The sequence below is a fragment of the Amycolatopsis sp. CA-211722 genome (assembly GCF_056828465.1).
The window spans coordinates 7,743,947-7,759,141 of the sequence record NZ_CP184752.1; the positions used below are offsets into that span (position 1 = coordinate 7,743,947).

The 15,195-nt window shown below is 70.1% G+C and carries 14 protein-coding genes; 6 read left to right on the forward strand and 8 right to left on the reverse strand.

From position 1 onward, the window contains the following. Nucleotides 1-8 precede the first annotated feature (8 nt). The 3 genes from ACOCEP_RS35520 (at nucleotide 9) to ACOCEP_RS35530 (ending at nucleotide 3,969) form a co-directional block, all read left to right on the forward strand. Nucleotides 9-1,628 (forward strand): ABC-F family ATP-binding cassette domain-containing protein, encoded by a 1,620-nt coding sequence (locus tag ACOCEP_RS35520; protein ID WP_482333905.1) that lies wholly within the window; start codon nucleotides 9-11, stop codon nucleotides 1,626-1,628. A gap of 123 nt (nucleotides 1,629-1,751) precedes the next feature. After that, entirely contained in the window at nucleotides 1,752-2,765 is a 1,014-nt protein-coding gene (locus ACOCEP_RS35525; protein WP_482333907.1) for a YdcF family protein, read from the forward strand. A gap of 382 nt (nucleotides 2,766-3,147) precedes the next feature. Further along, nucleotides 3,148-3,969, forward strand: coding sequence for a class I SAM-dependent methyltransferase (locus ACOCEP_RS35530; protein WP_482333909.1), 822 nt, complete (start codon nucleotides 3,148-3,150; stop codon nucleotides 3,967-3,969). A 4-nt stretch (nucleotides 3,970-3,973) separates the two neighbouring features. On the opposite strand, the gene ACOCEP_RS35535 is transcribed toward ACOCEP_RS35530, so the two are convergent. Further along, nucleotides 3,974-5,575: an ABC-F family ATP-binding cassette domain-containing protein gene (locus ACOCEP_RS35535; protein ID WP_482333911.1), complete on the reverse strand. Its 1,602-nt coding sequence runs from the start codon at nucleotides 5,573-5,575 to the stop codon at nucleotides 3,974-3,976. Nucleotides 5,576-5,944: 369 nt separating this feature from the next. Here ACOCEP_RS35535 and ACOCEP_RS35540 point away from each other — a divergent pair, with 369 nt between their 5' ends. Then, complete coding sequence (locus ACOCEP_RS35540) at nucleotides 5,945-6,742, forward strand: DUF2382 domain-containing protein (RefSeq protein WP_482333913.1); 798 nt, start codon at nucleotides 5,945-5,947, stop codon at nucleotides 6,740-6,742. Nucleotides 6,743-6,785: 43 nt separating this feature from the next. Here the strand turns inward: ACOCEP_RS35540 and ACOCEP_RS35545 are convergent, their stop codons facing one another. The 3 genes from ACOCEP_RS35545 to ACOCEP_RS35555 form a co-directional block, all read right to left on the reverse strand. Next, nucleotides 6,786-8,447 (reverse strand): serine/threonine-protein kinase, encoded by a 1,662-nt coding sequence (locus tag ACOCEP_RS35545; RefSeq protein ID WP_482333914.1) that lies wholly within the window; start codon nucleotides 8,445-8,447, stop codon nucleotides 6,786-6,788. Then, nucleotides 8,444-9,232 (reverse strand): hypothetical protein, encoded by a 789-nt coding sequence (locus ACOCEP_RS35550; protein WP_482333916.1) that lies wholly within the window; start codon nucleotides 9,230-9,232, stop codon nucleotides 8,444-8,446. The genes ACOCEP_RS35545 and ACOCEP_RS35550 overlap by 4 nt, the downstream gene beginning before the upstream one ends. A 171-nt stretch (nucleotides 9,233-9,403) precedes the next feature. Further along, nucleotides 9,404-9,598: a hypothetical protein gene (locus ACOCEP_RS35555; RefSeq protein ID WP_482333918.1), complete on the reverse strand. Its 195-nt coding sequence runs from the start codon at nucleotides 9,596-9,598 to the stop codon at nucleotides 9,404-9,406. Nucleotides 9,599-9,656: 58 nt separating this feature from the next. Here ACOCEP_RS35555 and ACOCEP_RS35560 point away from each other — a divergent pair, with 58 nt between their 5' ends. Then, a complete protein-coding gene (locus tag ACOCEP_RS35560) occupies nucleotides 9,657-10,199 on the forward strand; it encodes a hypothetical protein (RefSeq protein ID WP_482333920.1) in 543 nt (180 codons plus the stop codon). Nucleotides 10,200-10,309: 110 nt separating this feature from the next. Here the strand turns inward: ACOCEP_RS35560 and ACOCEP_RS35565 are convergent, their stop codons facing one another. Beyond that, nucleotides 10,310-11,293 carry a TerC/Alx family metal homeostasis membrane protein gene (locus tag ACOCEP_RS35565; RefSeq protein WP_482333922.1) on the reverse strand — a complete coding sequence of 328 codons (984 nt, stop codon included), beginning with the start codon at nucleotides 11,291-11,293 and terminating at the stop codon, nucleotides 10,310-10,312. A gap of 377 nt (nucleotides 11,294-11,670) precedes the next feature. On the opposite strand from ACOCEP_RS35565, the gene ACOCEP_RS35570 reads away from it, so the two are divergent. Beyond that, a complete protein-coding gene (locus tag ACOCEP_RS35570) occupies nucleotides 11,671-12,117 on the forward strand; it encodes an SRPBCC family protein (RefSeq protein ID WP_482333923.1) in 447 nt (148 codons plus the stop codon). Here ACOCEP_RS35570 and ACOCEP_RS35575 read toward each other — a convergent pair. The 3 genes from ACOCEP_RS35575 to ACOCEP_RS35585 are packed head-to-tail and all read right to left on the reverse strand — an operon-like array spanning nucleotide 12,089 to nucleotide 15,191. Next, the gene (locus ACOCEP_RS35575) at nucleotides 12,089-13,327 is read right to left on the reverse strand and encodes a glycosyltransferase (RefSeq protein WP_482333925.1); all 1,239 of its coding nucleotides are present in this window, start codon (nucleotides 13,325-13,327) and stop codon (nucleotides 12,089-12,091) included. The genes ACOCEP_RS35570 and ACOCEP_RS35575 overlap by 29 nt on opposite strands. Further along, nucleotides 13,324-14,157 carry an SDR family NAD(P)-dependent oxidoreductase gene (locus ACOCEP_RS35580; protein ID WP_482333926.1) on the reverse strand — a complete coding sequence of 278 codons (834 nt, stop codon included), beginning with the start codon at nucleotides 14,155-14,157 and terminating at the stop codon, nucleotides 13,324-13,326. Before ACOCEP_RS35580 ends, ACOCEP_RS35575 begins: the two co-directional genes overlap by 4 nt. Next, a complete protein-coding gene (locus ACOCEP_RS35585; protein ID WP_482333928.1) occupies nucleotides 14,154-15,191 on the reverse strand; it encodes an alpha/beta hydrolase in 1,038 nt (345 codons plus the stop codon). The genes ACOCEP_RS35580 and ACOCEP_RS35585 overlap by 4 nt, the downstream gene beginning before the upstream one ends. Nucleotides 15,192-15,195 lie beyond the last annotated feature (4 nt).

Consider the following 15,195-nt stretch of genomic DNA (forward strand, 5'->3'; position numbering starts at 1 on the left):
CTGTCGGAATGGGTCACGTCGAGGTCGCGCACGTCGAGTACCACCTGCCCGACGGGCGACTGCTCCTCGACGACGTCTCGTTCCGGGTCGGGGAGGGCAGCGTCTGCGCGCTCGTCGGCGCCAACGGGGCGGGAAAGACGACCTTGCTGCGGCTGATCTCGGGGGAGCTCTCCCCCACCAGTGGATCGGTGACCATCAGCGGCGGGCTCGGGGTGATGCCCCAGTTCGTCGGTTCCGTGCGCGACGAACGGACAGTGCGGGATCTGCTCGTGTCGGTGTCTCCGGAAGCGCTCCGCGCCGCCGCCCGCGCGGTCGACGAGACCGAACTAGCCTTGATGGAACGCGACGACGAAGCGAACCAGATGGCGTACGCGCAGGCGCTCGGCGACTGGGGCGACGCTCGCGGCTACGAAGCCGAAGTCGTTTGGGACAAGTGCACGACGGCGGCCCTCAACGTGCCCTACGAGAAGGCACGCTGGCGCGAGGTGCGCACGCTGTCAGGTGGCGAGCAGAAGCGGCTGGTGCTGGAGGCGCTGCTTCTCGGCGGGTCCGGTGTCCTCCTGCTCGACGAACCGGACAACTACCTCGACGTCCCCGGAAAACAGTGGCTGGAAGAGCGGCTGCGCGAGACCCAGAAGACCGTGCTGTTCGTTTCGCACGACCGGGAACTCCTCGCCCGGGCGGCGAACAAGATCATCAGCGTCGAACCGGGGCCCGCCGGCGGCGACGTCTGGGTGCACGGCGGCGGCTTCGACAGCTACCACCAGGCCCGCGCGGAACGGTTCGAGCGCTTCGAGGAACTCCGCCGTCGGTGGGACGAAAAGCACGCCCAGCTCAAGAAACTCGTGGCCGACATGCGGCAGTACGCCGCGCGCAGCGACGAGATGGCTTCGCGCTATCACGCCGCGCAGACACGGTTGCGGAAGTTCGAGGAGGCCGGAGCGCCCGCCGCTCCCCCACGCGAGCAGAAGATCACGATGCGCCTGCGCGGCGGCCGGACCGGTGTCCGCGCCGTCACCTGCGAAGGCCTCGAACTCCGCGGCCTGATGAAGCCCTTCGATCTGGAGGTCTTCTACGGCGAGCGGGTCGCGGTGCTCGGCTCGAACGGCTCCGGCAAATCCCATTTCCTGCGGCTGCTGGCGGGCGAGGACGTCGCGCACGACGGACTGTGGAAACTCGGTGCCCGCGTCGTCCCCGGACATTTCGCCCAGACGCACGCCCATCCCGAACTGCTCGGGCACACACTCGTCGACATCCTCTGGACCGGGTACGCGCGAAGCCGCGGGCCCGCGATGAACATCCTGCGCCGCTACGAGCTCGACGGCCAGGGCGACCAGCGGTTCGAGAAGCTGTCCGGCGGTCAGCAGGCGCGGTTCCAGATCCTGCTGCTGGAGATCGGCGGCGCGACGATCCTGCTCCTGGACGAGCCGACCGACAACCTCGACCTCGCCTCGGCGGAAGCCCTGCAGCAGGCGCTGGAAGCCTACGAGGGCACTACGATCGCGGTGACACACGATCGGTGGTTCGCGCGATCCTTCGACCGGTATCTCGTGTTCGGCTCGGACGGGCACGTGCGCGAAACCGCGGAACCGGTGTGGGACGAGCGGCCGGTGCAGCGGGCACGGTGACTCACTCGGGTCAGGAAAGGCGACACACCAACGAGAGGTCGCCTTCGGCGGCTCCGTCGTGTGTTTGAATGCCGCCGCGTGCCGACACCCGAGTGCCCGCATCGTCCTCAAGCTGGAGTTCTCGTGAAGGCCGCTGCCATCCCCTTCGCCATCGCGGCCTTGTGCTGTGCGGCGTTCCTCGTGAGCTTCCTTCGCGACCGGCGCCGGCTGCGGAACGGCTTCTATCTCTTCTTCGCGTTGCTGTTCCTCGGCGTGACGTTCATCGCGCTGCTCGCCTCGGTTTCCCCCGAGGCGGCGGGTTTCGTCGCGGTCGGCGTGATCCTGATGATCATCCCGACGGTTCTCGCGCTGACGATCTTCCTGATCTGCAACGGGATCACCATGCTGCGCCGCGAGGGGCGGCGGCTGGCCAACGTCCTTTCGCTGCTCACGGGTGTGGGCATCTGCGCGCTGATCGTCTTCAACGCGACGGTCACGCAGCTCGCCTGGGAGCCTCTCGACATCGTCCGGGGCATCCTGAACGGACTCGTCGTCTACTTCTCGTTCCTGTTCGTCTGTTTTCTCCTGTACTCGATCGTCTACGGCCGTATCCGCACCGAAAAGGGCATCGATTTCGTGGTGGTGCTGGGTTCCGGTCTGCTCGACGGGCACCGGGTGCCGCCGCTGCTGGCGGGCCGCCTGAACCGGGCCAAACGCGTCGTCGACGCCGAAGCCCGGCGCGGCCGGGAGCCGATGGTGGTCACCTCGGGCGGGCAAGGACCCGACGAGGACCTCCCGGAGTCCCACGCCATGGCCGGTTACCTGGCCGAGAACGGGCTGCCGGAGGAGCGGATCCTCCTCGAAGACCGCTCGCGGACGACGTTCGAGAACCTCACCTTCAGCGCCGAGATCATGGCGCGGCGGAAAGCGGACTACCGCTGCACGGTGGTCACGAACAACTTCCACGTGCTCCGCGCCGCCCTCATCGCCCGCCGCGCGAAGGTGAACGGGCAGGTCATCGGATCGCCGACGGCCTGGTACTTCTGGCCGAGCGCCACCCTTCGCGAATTCGTGGCCATCCTGGTGGACCACAAGTACAAGAACCTGTTCGTCTGCGGGCTCATCGTGCTTTCGCAGGTCTCCCGCGCCTTCTCTTGAGGCGTGATCAGCTGGACGACACGCGTGATTGAACGGACGACTCTCGGCGTGTCCCGGCCACGCTCGTGTCGTCCGTCCAGTCACGCGTGTCGTCCGTTCGATCACGCGAAACCGCCGGTATCGGTGCTGGACCTCGTCGAGCACGCGTGTCGTCCAGCTGAGCACGAGAAGTCGCCAGCGCTGAACCTCGTGAGCGCGCGTGTTGCGAAAGCCACTTTCGCAACCTTCAACGTTGCGAAAGTGGCTTTCGCAACACACACGACCGGCCCGACGCGAAAAACCGGCATCCCGGGACGAGTACCGGGCACCATCGCTCGAAGCGGCGTGACAAATTCCCGCATCCGTTTGACAACACCGTTTTCGCCGGGCCATCGTCCTGCGCATGAGCGCTTACACCCGGCAGGCGATGGCGCGGCTGTTCGACCGGACGGCGGAGACCTACGACGCGCTCGGCGTCGACTTCTTCGGCGCGTTCGCCACGGAACTGCTCGACCGGGTCGGGCTCGCCCCCGGCGAACGCGTGCTGGACGTCGGCTGCGGCCGGGGCGCGGTCCTGTTCCCGGCGGCCGAACGGGTCGGCCCGGAGGGCTCGGTACTGGGGATCGACCTCTCCGCGGAAATGGTCGCCCGCACCGCGAAGGACATCGAGGAGCGCGGCGCCAACGCCACGGTTTCCCTCATGGACGCCCAAGAACCGACACTGGACGACGCCGCCTTCGACGCCGTCCTCGCGTCGTTCGTGGTGTTCTTCCTGCCTGATCCGCTCGCCGGCCTGCGGTCCTGGCATCGCCTCCTCGCGCCCGGCGGCAGGCTGGGCGTCACCACGTTCGGCGCCGACGATCCCCGGTGGGCGGCCGTGCGGGAGGTGTTCAAACCGTTCGTCCCGCCGGAGCTGGCTTGGACTCTGGCCATCAGGTCGGGCCTGTTCGCCACCATCGAAGGATTCGGCCAGGCCGTCGAGTCGGCGGGTTTCACCGGTGCCACGTCCGTGGAACGCGTCTATCCGGTGAAGTTCGCCGACCCCGGGCACTGGATCACCTGGTCCTGGTCGCACGGCCAGCGGATGTTCTGGGAGCTGGTCCCGGAAGACCGCCTCGACGCCGTGCGCCAGGCCGTGCTCGCGGAGCTCGAACCGCTCCGCGAGCACGACGGGAGCGTGGTGCTCGCGCAGACCGTGCGCTACACGGTCGCCCACCGCGGTTGACGGCTCACAACGCGAGCCTCGGCCAGGACGCCGTGTCCCGTGACAACTGCCGGTCGTGCGTGGCGATCACCACCGCGGCCGGGGTCGTTTCGAGCGCGGCCGTCAGCTCGTCGACGAGCGGGGCGGAGAGGTGGTTGGTCGGCTCGTCCAGCAGCACGACGTGCGGACGCCGAGCCAGCACCAGCGCCAGGTCGAGCCGTCGCCGGGCACCGACCGACAACTCGGCCACCGGCCGGTGCCGGTCGTAGCCGGCGAGCAGGCCCAGTTCGCCCAGCCCGGGCCCGCGGATCCCGGCCCTGGCGAGCTGTTCGTCGTACAGCTCCATCGCCGTCCGCCTGCCCGGCAGCTCGGATTCCTGGCTCAGCCTGCCGATCCGCGCGGACCGCGACCGCGTGACCGTGCCGGTGCCGGGCTCCAGCTCCCCGGACAGCACGGCCAGAAGCGTCGATTTACCCGCGCCGTTGCGGCCGGTGACGACGAGCCGGTCGCCGCTTTCCAGCGCCAGGTCGACCGGACGGGTGAGCCGCCCGGCCACCGTCACCCCGGCGGCGCGGAGAAGCGTCGCGCCCCCGTGCGCCGGTAGCTCGGGCATGGCGAACCGGGCCGGTGGCGGCGGCACGGCGACCACGTGCTCGGCCAGTTCCTCCTGCCGCCGGTGGACCGCGCGGACCAGCCCGGGCGCACGCGTGGCACGGACGTGCCTGCCGGTCCCCTTGGGCGGCCGCCAGTTGTCGCGCAACCGGTTCCGCGCCGCGGACAGGTCGTCGGCCAGCCGTTGCCGCTCGGCGATCTGGTCGGCGTGCGCCGACTCCCAGCGGGCTCGTTCGGCCCGACGGGCCTCGACATAGGCCGCGTACCCGCCGCCGTAGACGCGCGGCCGTCCGTCGCTCGACGGATCGAGGTCGATCACCGTCGTGGCGACGTCGGCGAGCAGGGCCCGGTCATGGCTGACCAGGACGACCACGCCCGGATGGGCGCGCAACCGCTCGGTGAGATGGCCGAGGCCCGCGGCGTCGAGATGGTTGGTCGGCTCGTCGAGCAGCAGCACCGGGTGCCCGGCGCCGAGCAGGCAGGCCAGCCGGACCCGGTGCCGCTGCCCGACCGACAGTGTCCCGAGTGGACGGTCACGGTCGTCGACGGCGTTCAGGGCGGCCAAGGACACTTCGACCCGCCTGTCGGCGTCCCACGCGTCGAGGGCCTCGGCTTCTTCGAGCGCGGCGGCGAAGGCGTCGTCGGCTCCGGGACGTCCGTCGCTCAGTGCCTCGGTGGCGGCCTCGAGCCGGGCCAGCGCGCCGCGGACGGCGGCCAGTTCGAGGTCGATCAACGCGCCGACCGTGTCGGTCGGCCCGAGCGGGATCTGCTGGTCGGCGACTCCGGCCGAACCGGACCGGTGCACCTCGCCACGGTCGGCGGCCAGGTCACCGGCGAGTACCCGGAGAAGGGTGGTCTTGCCGCGGCCGTTCTCCCCGACGATGGCGACCCGATCGCCGGCGGCGGCGACGAGGTCGACCCCCGAGAGGACGGGCCGTCCCCCGAAGGAAAGGTGGACGCCGGACAGGCGGACGTGCGCCGCGCGCACAGGCGCGGGCGAAAGAGGGGATGACATGAAGGAACTGCCTCCGGTGAAGTGATGAGCAGGAAGAACGAAGTCCGGTATCGCGGCTCGCGGTACCGGTGGAGGCGTCGTTCCTCAGAGGAACAGCAGTTGCTGCATCACGATCACGAGGGTAGGTCACGTCTCCGGATCCCCGCATCCGATTTTCGGGACCACACGTTCGCGCCATCCCCCGCCACTGTCGGACGCTCCCCGGACACCCCCCTTCACCTGCGGCGAAACGCCTTCCCTAGCCCGTGAGCGAAGCTTCAAACCACCACTTTCCGGGGTCACCCACAGGTGCACCACGACGGTTGCCGTGATCATCGGCTCGTTCGACGGTGGGCTTCTCCGCAAGATCTTCAGAGAGGAGCGGGACCGATGGCGAAGACCATGCAGCCGCAAGAACTCATCGACAGTGCCGTGGTCGACCCGACCGGCAACAAGCTCGGCAAGGTGGGCAACGTGTACCTCGCCGACGCGACGCGCCAGCCGGAATGGATCACCGTCAAGACGGGCCTGTTCGGCACCAAGGAGAGTTTCGTGCCGCTCTCCGGAGCGCACGCCGACCAGGACGGTGTGCACGTCCGCGTCGCCAAGGACGCGGTCACCGACGCACCTCGGATAGAGGCCGACGGCCATCTTTCGGCCGAGGAGAGCGCGCAGCTCTACAAGCACTACGGGCTGCCGATGCCACGGACCTCACCGGACGGCCGGATGGACGACCGGGCACAGGGCCGGAGTGACGGCGGCCGGGCCAAGGCAGGAATGGACACGGGAACGGACACCGGCAGGAAGCACCGCGAAGCCGAGCCCGCCATGACGCGGTCCGAGGAGCGGCTGAACGTCGGCACCGAGCAGGTCGAGACCGGGCACGTCCGCCTGCGCAAGTACGTCGTCACCGAGGAGCAGCAGGTCACCGTGCCGGTCAGCCACGAGGAGGTGCGGGTCGAACGGGAGCCGATCACGAAACCGGGCGGCGAGCGCGCCGAAATCACCGAGGACGAGCAGGAAGTCGTGCTCCACGCCGAGAAACCGGTGGTGAACAAGGAGACCGTCGCGGTGGAACGGGCGAGGCTCAAGACCGAGACCGTCACCGAGGACCAGACGATCTCCGGCAAGGTGCGCAAGGAACAGTTCGAGATCACCGACGACGACGGCAAGCACCGCAAGTCGTGACCCCGAAGCGGGGGCGGCCCTCGACGGCCGCCCCCGGGTGATTTCAGCGCGTGCGCCGGGAGCGCGCGGCCGCGACCACGAAACCGGCCGCCACGGCACCCGCGATCGAGCAGCCGGCTCCGAACAGCGCCGCGGGCTCGTGCACTCGCAGGACCGAGACGCACAGCCACGCCGTCGCGCCGAACAGCAGGCCGAGCACCGGTCCGCCGACGAGCGCGCCCCGCCAGCGGTGACCGTTCCGGATGGTCCGCAGCCCGGATTCCAGGTACGCCAACGCGAACAGGGCGAGGATCAAGCTGCCCGCACCGAGCGCGCTCGCGAGCGGATGCTGCCGGGTGACGACGGTGAAAGTCCTCGGAACGCCGTCGGCCGTCAAGGTCGCGGTCACGGCCCCGCCGGCGATCCAGCGGGTGAGCCCGGGAAACGTGAAATCGGCGCGGAACCCCTCGCCTTCGGGTTTCGGCACCGCCGACGCGGATCCGAGCGGGATCCCGGCGGCCGCGAGGCCGAGGGTCACCTGAGCCGGGCGCCCCTCCCCCGTCACCGCGAACGTCTTGCTGAGATCCACGGACGAAGCGGGGACGCCGTCGATCTTCAGCGTCGTGGCCTCGTGCGGCAGGCGCTCCGGGGTGAGCAGGGTGAGCACCACGAGCGCGATCGCGGCGACCGCCGCGGCCAGCCGGAACAAGAGCACCGAGCCGGGCCGGGGCCCGGGCGCGAGGGTCGCGCGGGTCGCCGACAACGTCGGATCCGGTGCGGGGCGGGGAACCGGCCGCGTCGGGCCGTCTCCCGTCGGCATGGCCGTGCCGAACGCGGAGATCACCCGAGGGGTGAGGTGCCGCACCGGAACGCGGGACCGTTCCAGCCAGCCCGGCCCGTACACGGCGGTCGCGGCCGAGGCGAGGTCGGCCGCGAAGGTCTCCGCGTCGCGATACCGGGAGTCGAGTTCGCGCGAGAGGCTGCGCATGACGACCCCGGCGATCGGCGAGGGCACGCCGTCGATCGGGCGCGGATCGGTGAACATGTGCTGGCGCATCATGCTGATCGCGCCGCGGGTGTTGTCGAACGGCAGCTTCCCGGACAGCAGTTCGTAGAGCACCGTGCCCGCCGAGTAGACGTCGGCCGCCGGGCTCAGCGCGTTGCCCATCGCCTGCTCCGGCGCGATGTAGGCGGGTGTGCCGAGGACTTCGCCGCCATGGGTGACGAGGGTGGCGCCCTCGCTGATCACCTTCGCGATACCGAAGTCGGCCACCTTCATCACACCTTGGGTGGTGAAGAGCAGGTTCTTCGGCTTGACGTCGAGATGCAGCACGCCCGCTTCGTGCGCCGCGTGGAGCCCGGCGAGCATCGCCAGCCCGATCGCGCACGCCTGTTCCCCGCCGATCTCGCCACTGTGGAACCGGCTGTGCACCGTGCCGCCGTCGAGCCGTTCCATCACCATCAGGTGCTCCCGGCCGGTGCGCACGTAGTCGTACACGGGCACGATGTGCGGGTGGTCGAGGCTGGCCAGCACGCGCGCTTCGCGGTCGAAGAGTTCACTGCTGACGGCGTGGTTCAGCACGTCCCACGGCAGCTGTTTGATGGCGACGTCGCGGCGCAGCGAGCGGTGGACGCCGGCGAAGACGACCCCCATCCCGCCCTGGCCGATCGCCGGCCCGATCTCGTACTGCGGCAGCGCGGCGACGACCTCGGCGGGTGCGCTCATCGGTTGAATTCCTTGGTGGAGTCGGGAAAGCGGACCGTCTCGTCGCCATCGGGCCTCGGCGCGGGATGCGGCGTCAGGTAGCCGAGCAGGAACGCGATGACGGCGGCGCCGAGCACCACCGGGATCTCGATCGCCGGCTCCGGCGGGACGAGCCGCAGCACCGACAGCGTGACGACGGCGACCAGCCCGGTGCCGAATCCGGCGGGCAGGAACCGCAGGCCGCGCCGCCACCGGTTGGCGGGAAGCCGATGCCGGGCGAGCGCGAGGAGGGCTGTCGACCAGGCCAGCACGGTGAGCACGAGCATCGCGAGACCGAAATCGCCGTAGACGGACCAGAAGGACCCGCGGATGTCCGCGACCGTGGTCGCCTCGCCGAGTGTGCCCCGCTGCGCGTCGAGCAGTTCGACCGTCGACGGGAGCAGCCCGATCGCCTGGCCGGAAAGGTCGGCCATGTCCAGCACGAAGGTCCTGGTGACCCGGCTGTGCGCGGGGACCTCGAACGGCGCCGTGGTGTCGTAGGCGAAGAAGGTCAGGGCCAGCGCCACACCGGACACCCGCACGCTGCGGACCTTGAGAGCGGTCCCGCCGCTGTTGGTGGCCGTGACGGTGAGCTCGACCTGTTTCGCCGGGTCGATCATCACCGTGGCGTTGGTGATCGGCCGGTCGTCGAGGGTGACCGCCAGGTCGAGCCTGCCACGGGGGACATCGTCCGCGTTGGCCGGCGACGAACCGAGGAGGACCGCGCACAACCCCAACGCAACCCCTGCCGCGATGACACGTCCCATTTTGCGCATCCCCTGTTTTCCTCGGCCGACTGGTCCGGAATGCTACAGCGAGTACTTACCGGAGAGGGACGTTCCAATGCGTATCGTGGTTCGCCTGATATTCGGCGCGGTGACCGGGCTGTTGTTCCTGCTTTCCCAGGCAGGAACGGGAAACGCGCAACAGTCCCCGTATCAGTCCACGGTTGGTTTGAAACCTTCGAGCGGTCCCGCGGGCAGTTCGTTCACCATTTCCTGGAATTTCTCGCCGTGCAAAGGCCCGATTTCTTTCGCCTGGGAAGGAACGGCCATTACGTCGGTCAGCGCACCCAGCGGGCAGACCGGGGCGACCGTGCCGGGTAACGCCACGCCCGGCAGCCACACGGTCACCGGCACCTGCACGAACGCGCGGACCAGTCAACCCTTGACCGGGAGCGCGACCTTCCGCGTGACCGGGACCGTGACCACGGCGCCGCCGACGACGACGGTGCCGCCGACGACCAAGCCGTCGGTCCCGGTGACCACTCCGACCAGGCCAGGAACGACCACCACCCCGGTCACCACGACGACACCGCCGCCCACCACGACTCCACCGTCCACAACGGACGCTCCCCCGCCGCCGACGGACATCCCGCCGTCGAGCAGCACCCCGCCCGGCCCGGACGACCTGATCCTCGACCGGCCGAGTGTGCGGCCCGGCGACGCGTTGTCCGCGACCGGCAAGGGCTGCACACCCGGCGAGCGTGTCACGCTGACGTCGGACGGCGAGCGCGTCGGCGGCGCCTACGCCGACGGCACCGGAGCCTTCACCGCGCCCGTCGAGTTCACGCGGATCGAAGCGGGCAGGCACACCGTCGTCGCCGACTGCGGCGTCCGGCTGACCGGCGCCGTCGAGCAGGTCGTGACCAGCTCGTCCGGCGGGCACGGCGGCACCCTGGTGGTGCTGGTGTTCTTCGTGCTGGCCGGCATCACCGTGATCCGCTTTCCCTGAGCTCAGCGCGGTGGCCGCATCGCCGCGAAGACCAGGAGCAACGCGGCCAGGAAGAGGGCGGCGACCGCCAGATCGAGCAGGAAACCGGCGACGAGTTCGGTGATCATCGTTCACTCCCGTGCCGTCCGGGCGGCTTCGCGGCGGCGCGCGTACAGGCTGGTGAACGAGACCGTGACGAGGATCGCGACGATCACGCCCAGCGACGCCGGGGTCGGGACCTGCGGCACCGACGGCCAGATCCCGTGTGCCCAGTGCAGCACCAGCTTCACCCCGATGAAGGCGAGGATGATCGCGAGGCCGTGGTTCAGGTGGACCAGCTTCGCGAGCGCCGAGTGGAGCACGAAGTACAACGCGCGCAAGCCCATCAGGGCGAAGGCGTTGGTGGCGAACACGAGGTACGGGTCTTCGGTGATGCCGTAGACCGCGGGCACCGAATCGACCGCGAACACCACGTCGGTCGCGAACACCGCGACGACCACGACCGCAAGCGGGGTGAGCGCGCGGCGCCCGTGTTCACGCACGGTGAGCCGGGTGCCGCGATAGTCGTCGGTGACCGGCATGAGGCGTCGCAGCAAGCGGACCGACCGCAGCTTCGAAAGATCCATCTCCTTCTCGCCGCCGGACATGGCCTCGTGCAGGATCTTGACCGCCGAGACGAACAGGATCACGCCGAACACGAGGAACGCCCAGGTGCCCGCCGACAGCATCGCGGCACCGGCCGCGATGAACACGCCGCGGAGCACCAGCGCGCCCACGATGCCGTACAGCAGCACACGTTGCTGCACCTCGGACGGCACCGCGAAGGCGGCGAGCAGGAGCATGAAGACGAACAGGTTGTCGACCGACAGGGACTTCTCGACGACGAAACCCGTCATGAACTCCATCGCCTGGCCGCCACCGAACTCGAGCCACAGCCAGAGCCCGAACACGACCGGGAGCGCGAGGTAGAAGACCGACCAGCCGGCGGCCTCCCGCATCGACACCTCGTGCGGGCGGCGGGTCACGGCGAAATCGGCGACGAGCAGCGCCAGCAGGACGGCGATGCTGATCGCCCACAACCCCGGCGATCCCACGGTTGCCACGGACTCGGGCATGAAGCCTCCTCGAACTCGAAGTTCGAGGTCTCCTTCACCCCTGCGGGGCGGTCTCCCGGGGACACCAGCGGAGCGTCCGTATTGACCGGGCAGACCCTTGGGAAGTACTCCCCTCGCCGACCCAGTATCGCACTTGGTAAAGAGTTATTAAAGCGGGGGTCAAGCTTGGGCCTTGCACCAAGCCGTAACTCGCGTGCTTCCAGCCGTATCTCGCGTGTTTGGAGGCGTAACACGCCCGGCAGCGCGTGTTACGCCTCCAAACACGCGAGTTACGCCTTCAATCACGCGAGTCGCGCCTTGCGGCTTGACACGACCACTATAGTCAACCAGTACGTTGATTAACCTCTTGGTTGATTGCCCCTGCGGAAGAGACTTCGATGACCGACCTGACCATCACCCGCGTCCTCGACGCTCCCCGCGAGCTCGTTTTCCGCGTGTGGACCGATCCGGACCATCTCGCCCGGTGGTGGGGCCCGGTCGGGTTCACCGCCACGTCCTGCACCGTCAACCTCGCCGAGGGCGGCAAGTGGCGCACGTGCATGACCGACGGCGAAACGGAGTTCTGGGCATCGGGCGTCTATCACGAGATCGTCCCGCCGGAACGGCTCGTCTTCAGCTTCGCCTGGGAGGAACCGGAAGGCTCGCGCGGGCACGACACCCTCGTCACGATCATCCTCTCCGACCTCGACGGCAAGACGGAAATGTCGTTCCACCAGGCGATCTTCGAGACGGTGGCGGAACGCGACGGCCACGTCGAAGGCTGGCAGTCCTGTTTCAGCCGCCTCGCCACCCACCTCACCGAGCAGCGCCGGGCAAGCTCCTGAGAACCTCTCGCGCCCGCGCCACCCCGTCCTCCTCTCGCATCCGCCCGGCGACGTACTGCGCGCCGCGACGGAACAGCAGGTTGCCGGACAGCTCCAGCAGCCGCGTGGTCAACGGGTCCGCCGCGACCTCCCGTAGCGGCAACGGCCGCGGCCCCGCGCCGAGCCGGAAGACCCGGTCGCCCCAGTACGGCTGATCGGAGAACACCGGGCAGACCAGCGAAGGGACGCCCGCGCGCAACGCGGCCGCGGTCGTGCCCGCGCCGCCGTGGTGCACCACCGCGGCGGTGCGCGGGAACAGCCACGAATGCGGGACGTCCCCGATCGTCAGCAGGTCGTCGTCCTCGGCCGCGACGTCGGTACCGAGCAGGCCTCGCAACCCAGCCCGCCGCAACGCGGTGCGGACGGCGGCGAACGTCCGTTCCGCCTCCGACGGCCGCATGCTGCCGAAGCCGACGTACACCGGAGGCGGCCCGGACGCGAGGAAATCCCGCAATCGCGGGTCCGGCCGCCACGCGGCGGGCGCGTCGAGAAACCAGTACCCGGTGACGTGCACCCTCGACGGCCAATCCTTCGGCCGCGGCACGACCGCACCGGAAAAACCGCACAGCACCGGGGTTTCCGCCCGCCGCGGGCCGCGCAAACCGGCCGTCGGCAGGCCGAGCGACCGCTCGCGCCAGCGGTCCACCTCCGGCCTCAGCACCTGCCACGCGACGGTGTCGACGGCGTGGAAACTCAGCCACCTGCCGCCAGGCCCGGCCTTGGCGGCCCACGGCAGCAGCGGATGCGAGAACGCCCGCGTCGGCACGCTGGGCTGGTAATGCAGTTCGACGTCGGGAACGCCGAGCGACGCGCCCAGGTGCGCGCCGAGGAACCCGAGCGTCGGAGCGAGGACGAGGTCGGCACCGGCGGCTCCCTCGTGGACGTCGGCCAGCAGCCGCTCCATCACCGGGGCGAGCGCACCGCGCAACCCGCGCAGGAAGGCCGCGGGCGTGCGTCCCCCGGTCCAGTCGCGGCCACCGTCCGAGCCGAGGATCTCGCCCGGGTCGGCGGAAAGCGGCGCGAAATCCAGGCCGTGCGAAGTCACCAGCGTCCGGAACCGCTCGGCCGCCAGCACCCGCACCCGGTCGCCGTCGAGACCGCGCCCCAGGGCGATACACGGCTGGACGTCGCCGCGGGAACCCGGAGCGACGATCACGACGAGCCGGGTCATCGCTTCGCCGCCGTCAGCCGGTAGCGGAGGCGGAACGGCAGCTTCGCCAGTACCGCCGCGATATGCGCGTCCCTGCCGACCAAGTACCTCGGCGCGATCCGCCGGGCGGTCAGCGCGTGGGCCACGACCCGTGCCGCGCGCTCGGGCGGGACGCCGTTCCGCGCGGATCGCTCCGCACTGCGTTCGGCCTCGTCCAGTTGCGCCGCGTACCTTTCCCGCGCCGCCGGCGGCAGGGCGGCACGCACCTCTTCGGCCGCCGCGCGCGCCCGCGGCCAGATCGACGTGGCGACGGCACCTGGTTCGACGAGGACGACGCCGATCCCTGACGGGGCCAGCTCGGCGCGCAGGCTGTCGGTCAAGCCGACCAGGGCGAACTTCGACGTGTGATAGGGCCCGACCATCGGCCCGGCGATCCGCCCGCCCATCGATCCGATCGTCACCACCCTGGCGGTGGACGCGGCGCGCAGCGCGGGCAGCATCGCCTGCGTGACGGCCAGCTGGCCGGTGACGTTGACCTCCAGCTGCTGCCGGAAGTCCTCCAGCGGGACGTGTTCCAGCGGTCCCGGCCGGGCCATTCCCGCGTTGTTCACCAGACCGCGCAGCGGGCCCGCCGCCGCGACCTTCTCCCCGCCCGCCTCGATCGACGCCGCGTCGCGGAGATCCATGCGCAGCACGGTGACCGCTTCGCCGAAGGTGCGCGCAAGGTCCGCTTCGTCCCCGTCGGTGCGCACACCGGCCCAGACGTGGGCGCCCCGCCGGACGAGTTCGGCCACACACGCCCGGCCGATCCCGCTCGAAGCCCCGGTGACCACAAAGGACGGACGGGTCACGACGCCTCCCCCGGCTCGACCGGCGCGGACAGCGCCCGCAGCATCCTCGGCCAGGTCTTGTGCAACTGGTCCTGCCAGTACGCCCAGTGGTGCGTGCCCGGCCCGTAGAAGTCCGTCATGACCGGGACACCGAGCCGGTTCAGCCGGTCCGCCATCGCGGTGGTCTGGCCGGAGCACAGGAATTCGAGCAGCATCGCGCCGGGCAGGACGTCGATCGGGAGTTTCCCGTCGAAGGGCCCCGGCAGGCCGTTGCCCGTGGACAGATACAGCTCGGTGCCGCGGAGACGGTCGGCGTTCACCAGCGGATCGTGCGCGTCCCAGCGGGCCGACTCGCGCTGCCGGTCGCCCCAGAGCGCTTCGGGATCTTGCCGGGCCGAAGCGACGATCGCGCTGGTCAGCAGCTCGCCGTACGGGCCGGTGGGGTTGAGATTGCCGCTGAACGACCCGGCGAACCGGAACACCCCGGGCCGCCGGGCGGCGAGTTCCACCGCGCCGTATCCGCCGAGCGAGAGCCCCGCCGCGACCCGCCGCCCATCTCCTCGATAGCCGCGGTCGATCAGCTGCGGGATCTCGACCGCGGTGAACGTCTCCCACTGGTTGAGCACGACGTTCTTGCCGTAATTCCACCAGTCGGAAAAGAACCCGGCGGATCCGGAACCCGGCATCACCACCAGGGCCCCGGAGTCGTCGGCGAGCTTCCGGATGTCGGTGTTGGCGGTCCAGCCGCGGTAATCCTGGAGGCGCGTCTCCCCGGCGAGCAGGTACACCGCCGGCCACTTCCGCTCCGGTTCGGCCTCCCACCGCGACGGCAGGATCAGCCGGACCATCGCATAACTCCCGACACCGACCGAGCGCACGGTGAGATCCAGCATCCTCGGGTCACCGTCCACAGTGGTCTGGGCCACGACGTGCGAGCCGTCGTCGGCCCGGGCGTCCGGGACACCGCTCTCGGCCCGCGCCGGGGCCGCGACGACGCCCGGCAGCAGGCAGGTGACGGCCGCGATCGCCCACAGCCGCCTCGAAGTAGTGCGCATACGT

Bases quoted from the DNA above. Each gene is read 5' to 3' on its own strand.
- ACOCEP_RS35520 (WP_482333905.1), top strand. From the start codon at position 9: ATGGGTCACGTCGAGGTCGCGCACGTCGAGTACCACCTGCCCGACGGG.
- ACOCEP_RS35530 (WP_482333909.1), top strand. From the start codon at position 3,148: ATGAGCGCTTACACCCGGCAGGCGATGGCGCGGCTGTTCGACCGGACG.
- ACOCEP_RS35535 (WP_482333911.1), bottom strand. From the start codon at position 5,575: ATGTCATCCCCTCTTTCGCCCGCGCCTGTGCGCGCGGCGCACGTCCGC.
- ACOCEP_RS35540 (WP_482333913.1), top strand. From the start codon at position 5,945: ATGGCGAAGACCATGCAGCCGCAAGAACTCATCGACAGTGCCGTGGTC.
- ACOCEP_RS35545 (WP_482333914.1), bottom strand. From the start codon at position 8,447: ATGAGCGCACCCGCCGAGGTCGTCGCCGCGCTGCCGCAGTACGAGATC.
- ACOCEP_RS35550 (WP_482333916.1), bottom strand. From the start codon at position 9,232: ATGGGACGTGTCATCGCGGCAGGGGTTGCGTTGGGGTTGTGCGCGGTC.
- ACOCEP_RS35565 (WP_482333922.1), bottom strand. From the start codon at position 11,293: ATGCCCGAGTCCGTGGCAACCGTGGGATCGCCGGGGTTGTGGGCGATC.
- ACOCEP_RS35570 (WP_482333923.1), top strand. From the start codon at position 11,671: ATGACCGACCTGACCATCACCCGCGTCCTCGACGCTCCCCGCGAGCTC.
- ACOCEP_RS35575 (WP_482333925.1), bottom strand. From the start codon at position 13,327: ATGACCCGGCTCGTCGTGATCGTCGCTCCGGGTTCCCGCGGCGACGTC.
- ACOCEP_RS35585 (WP_482333928.1), bottom strand. From the start codon at position 15,191: ATGCGCACTACTTCGAGGCGGCTGTGGGCGATCGCGGCCGTCACCTGC.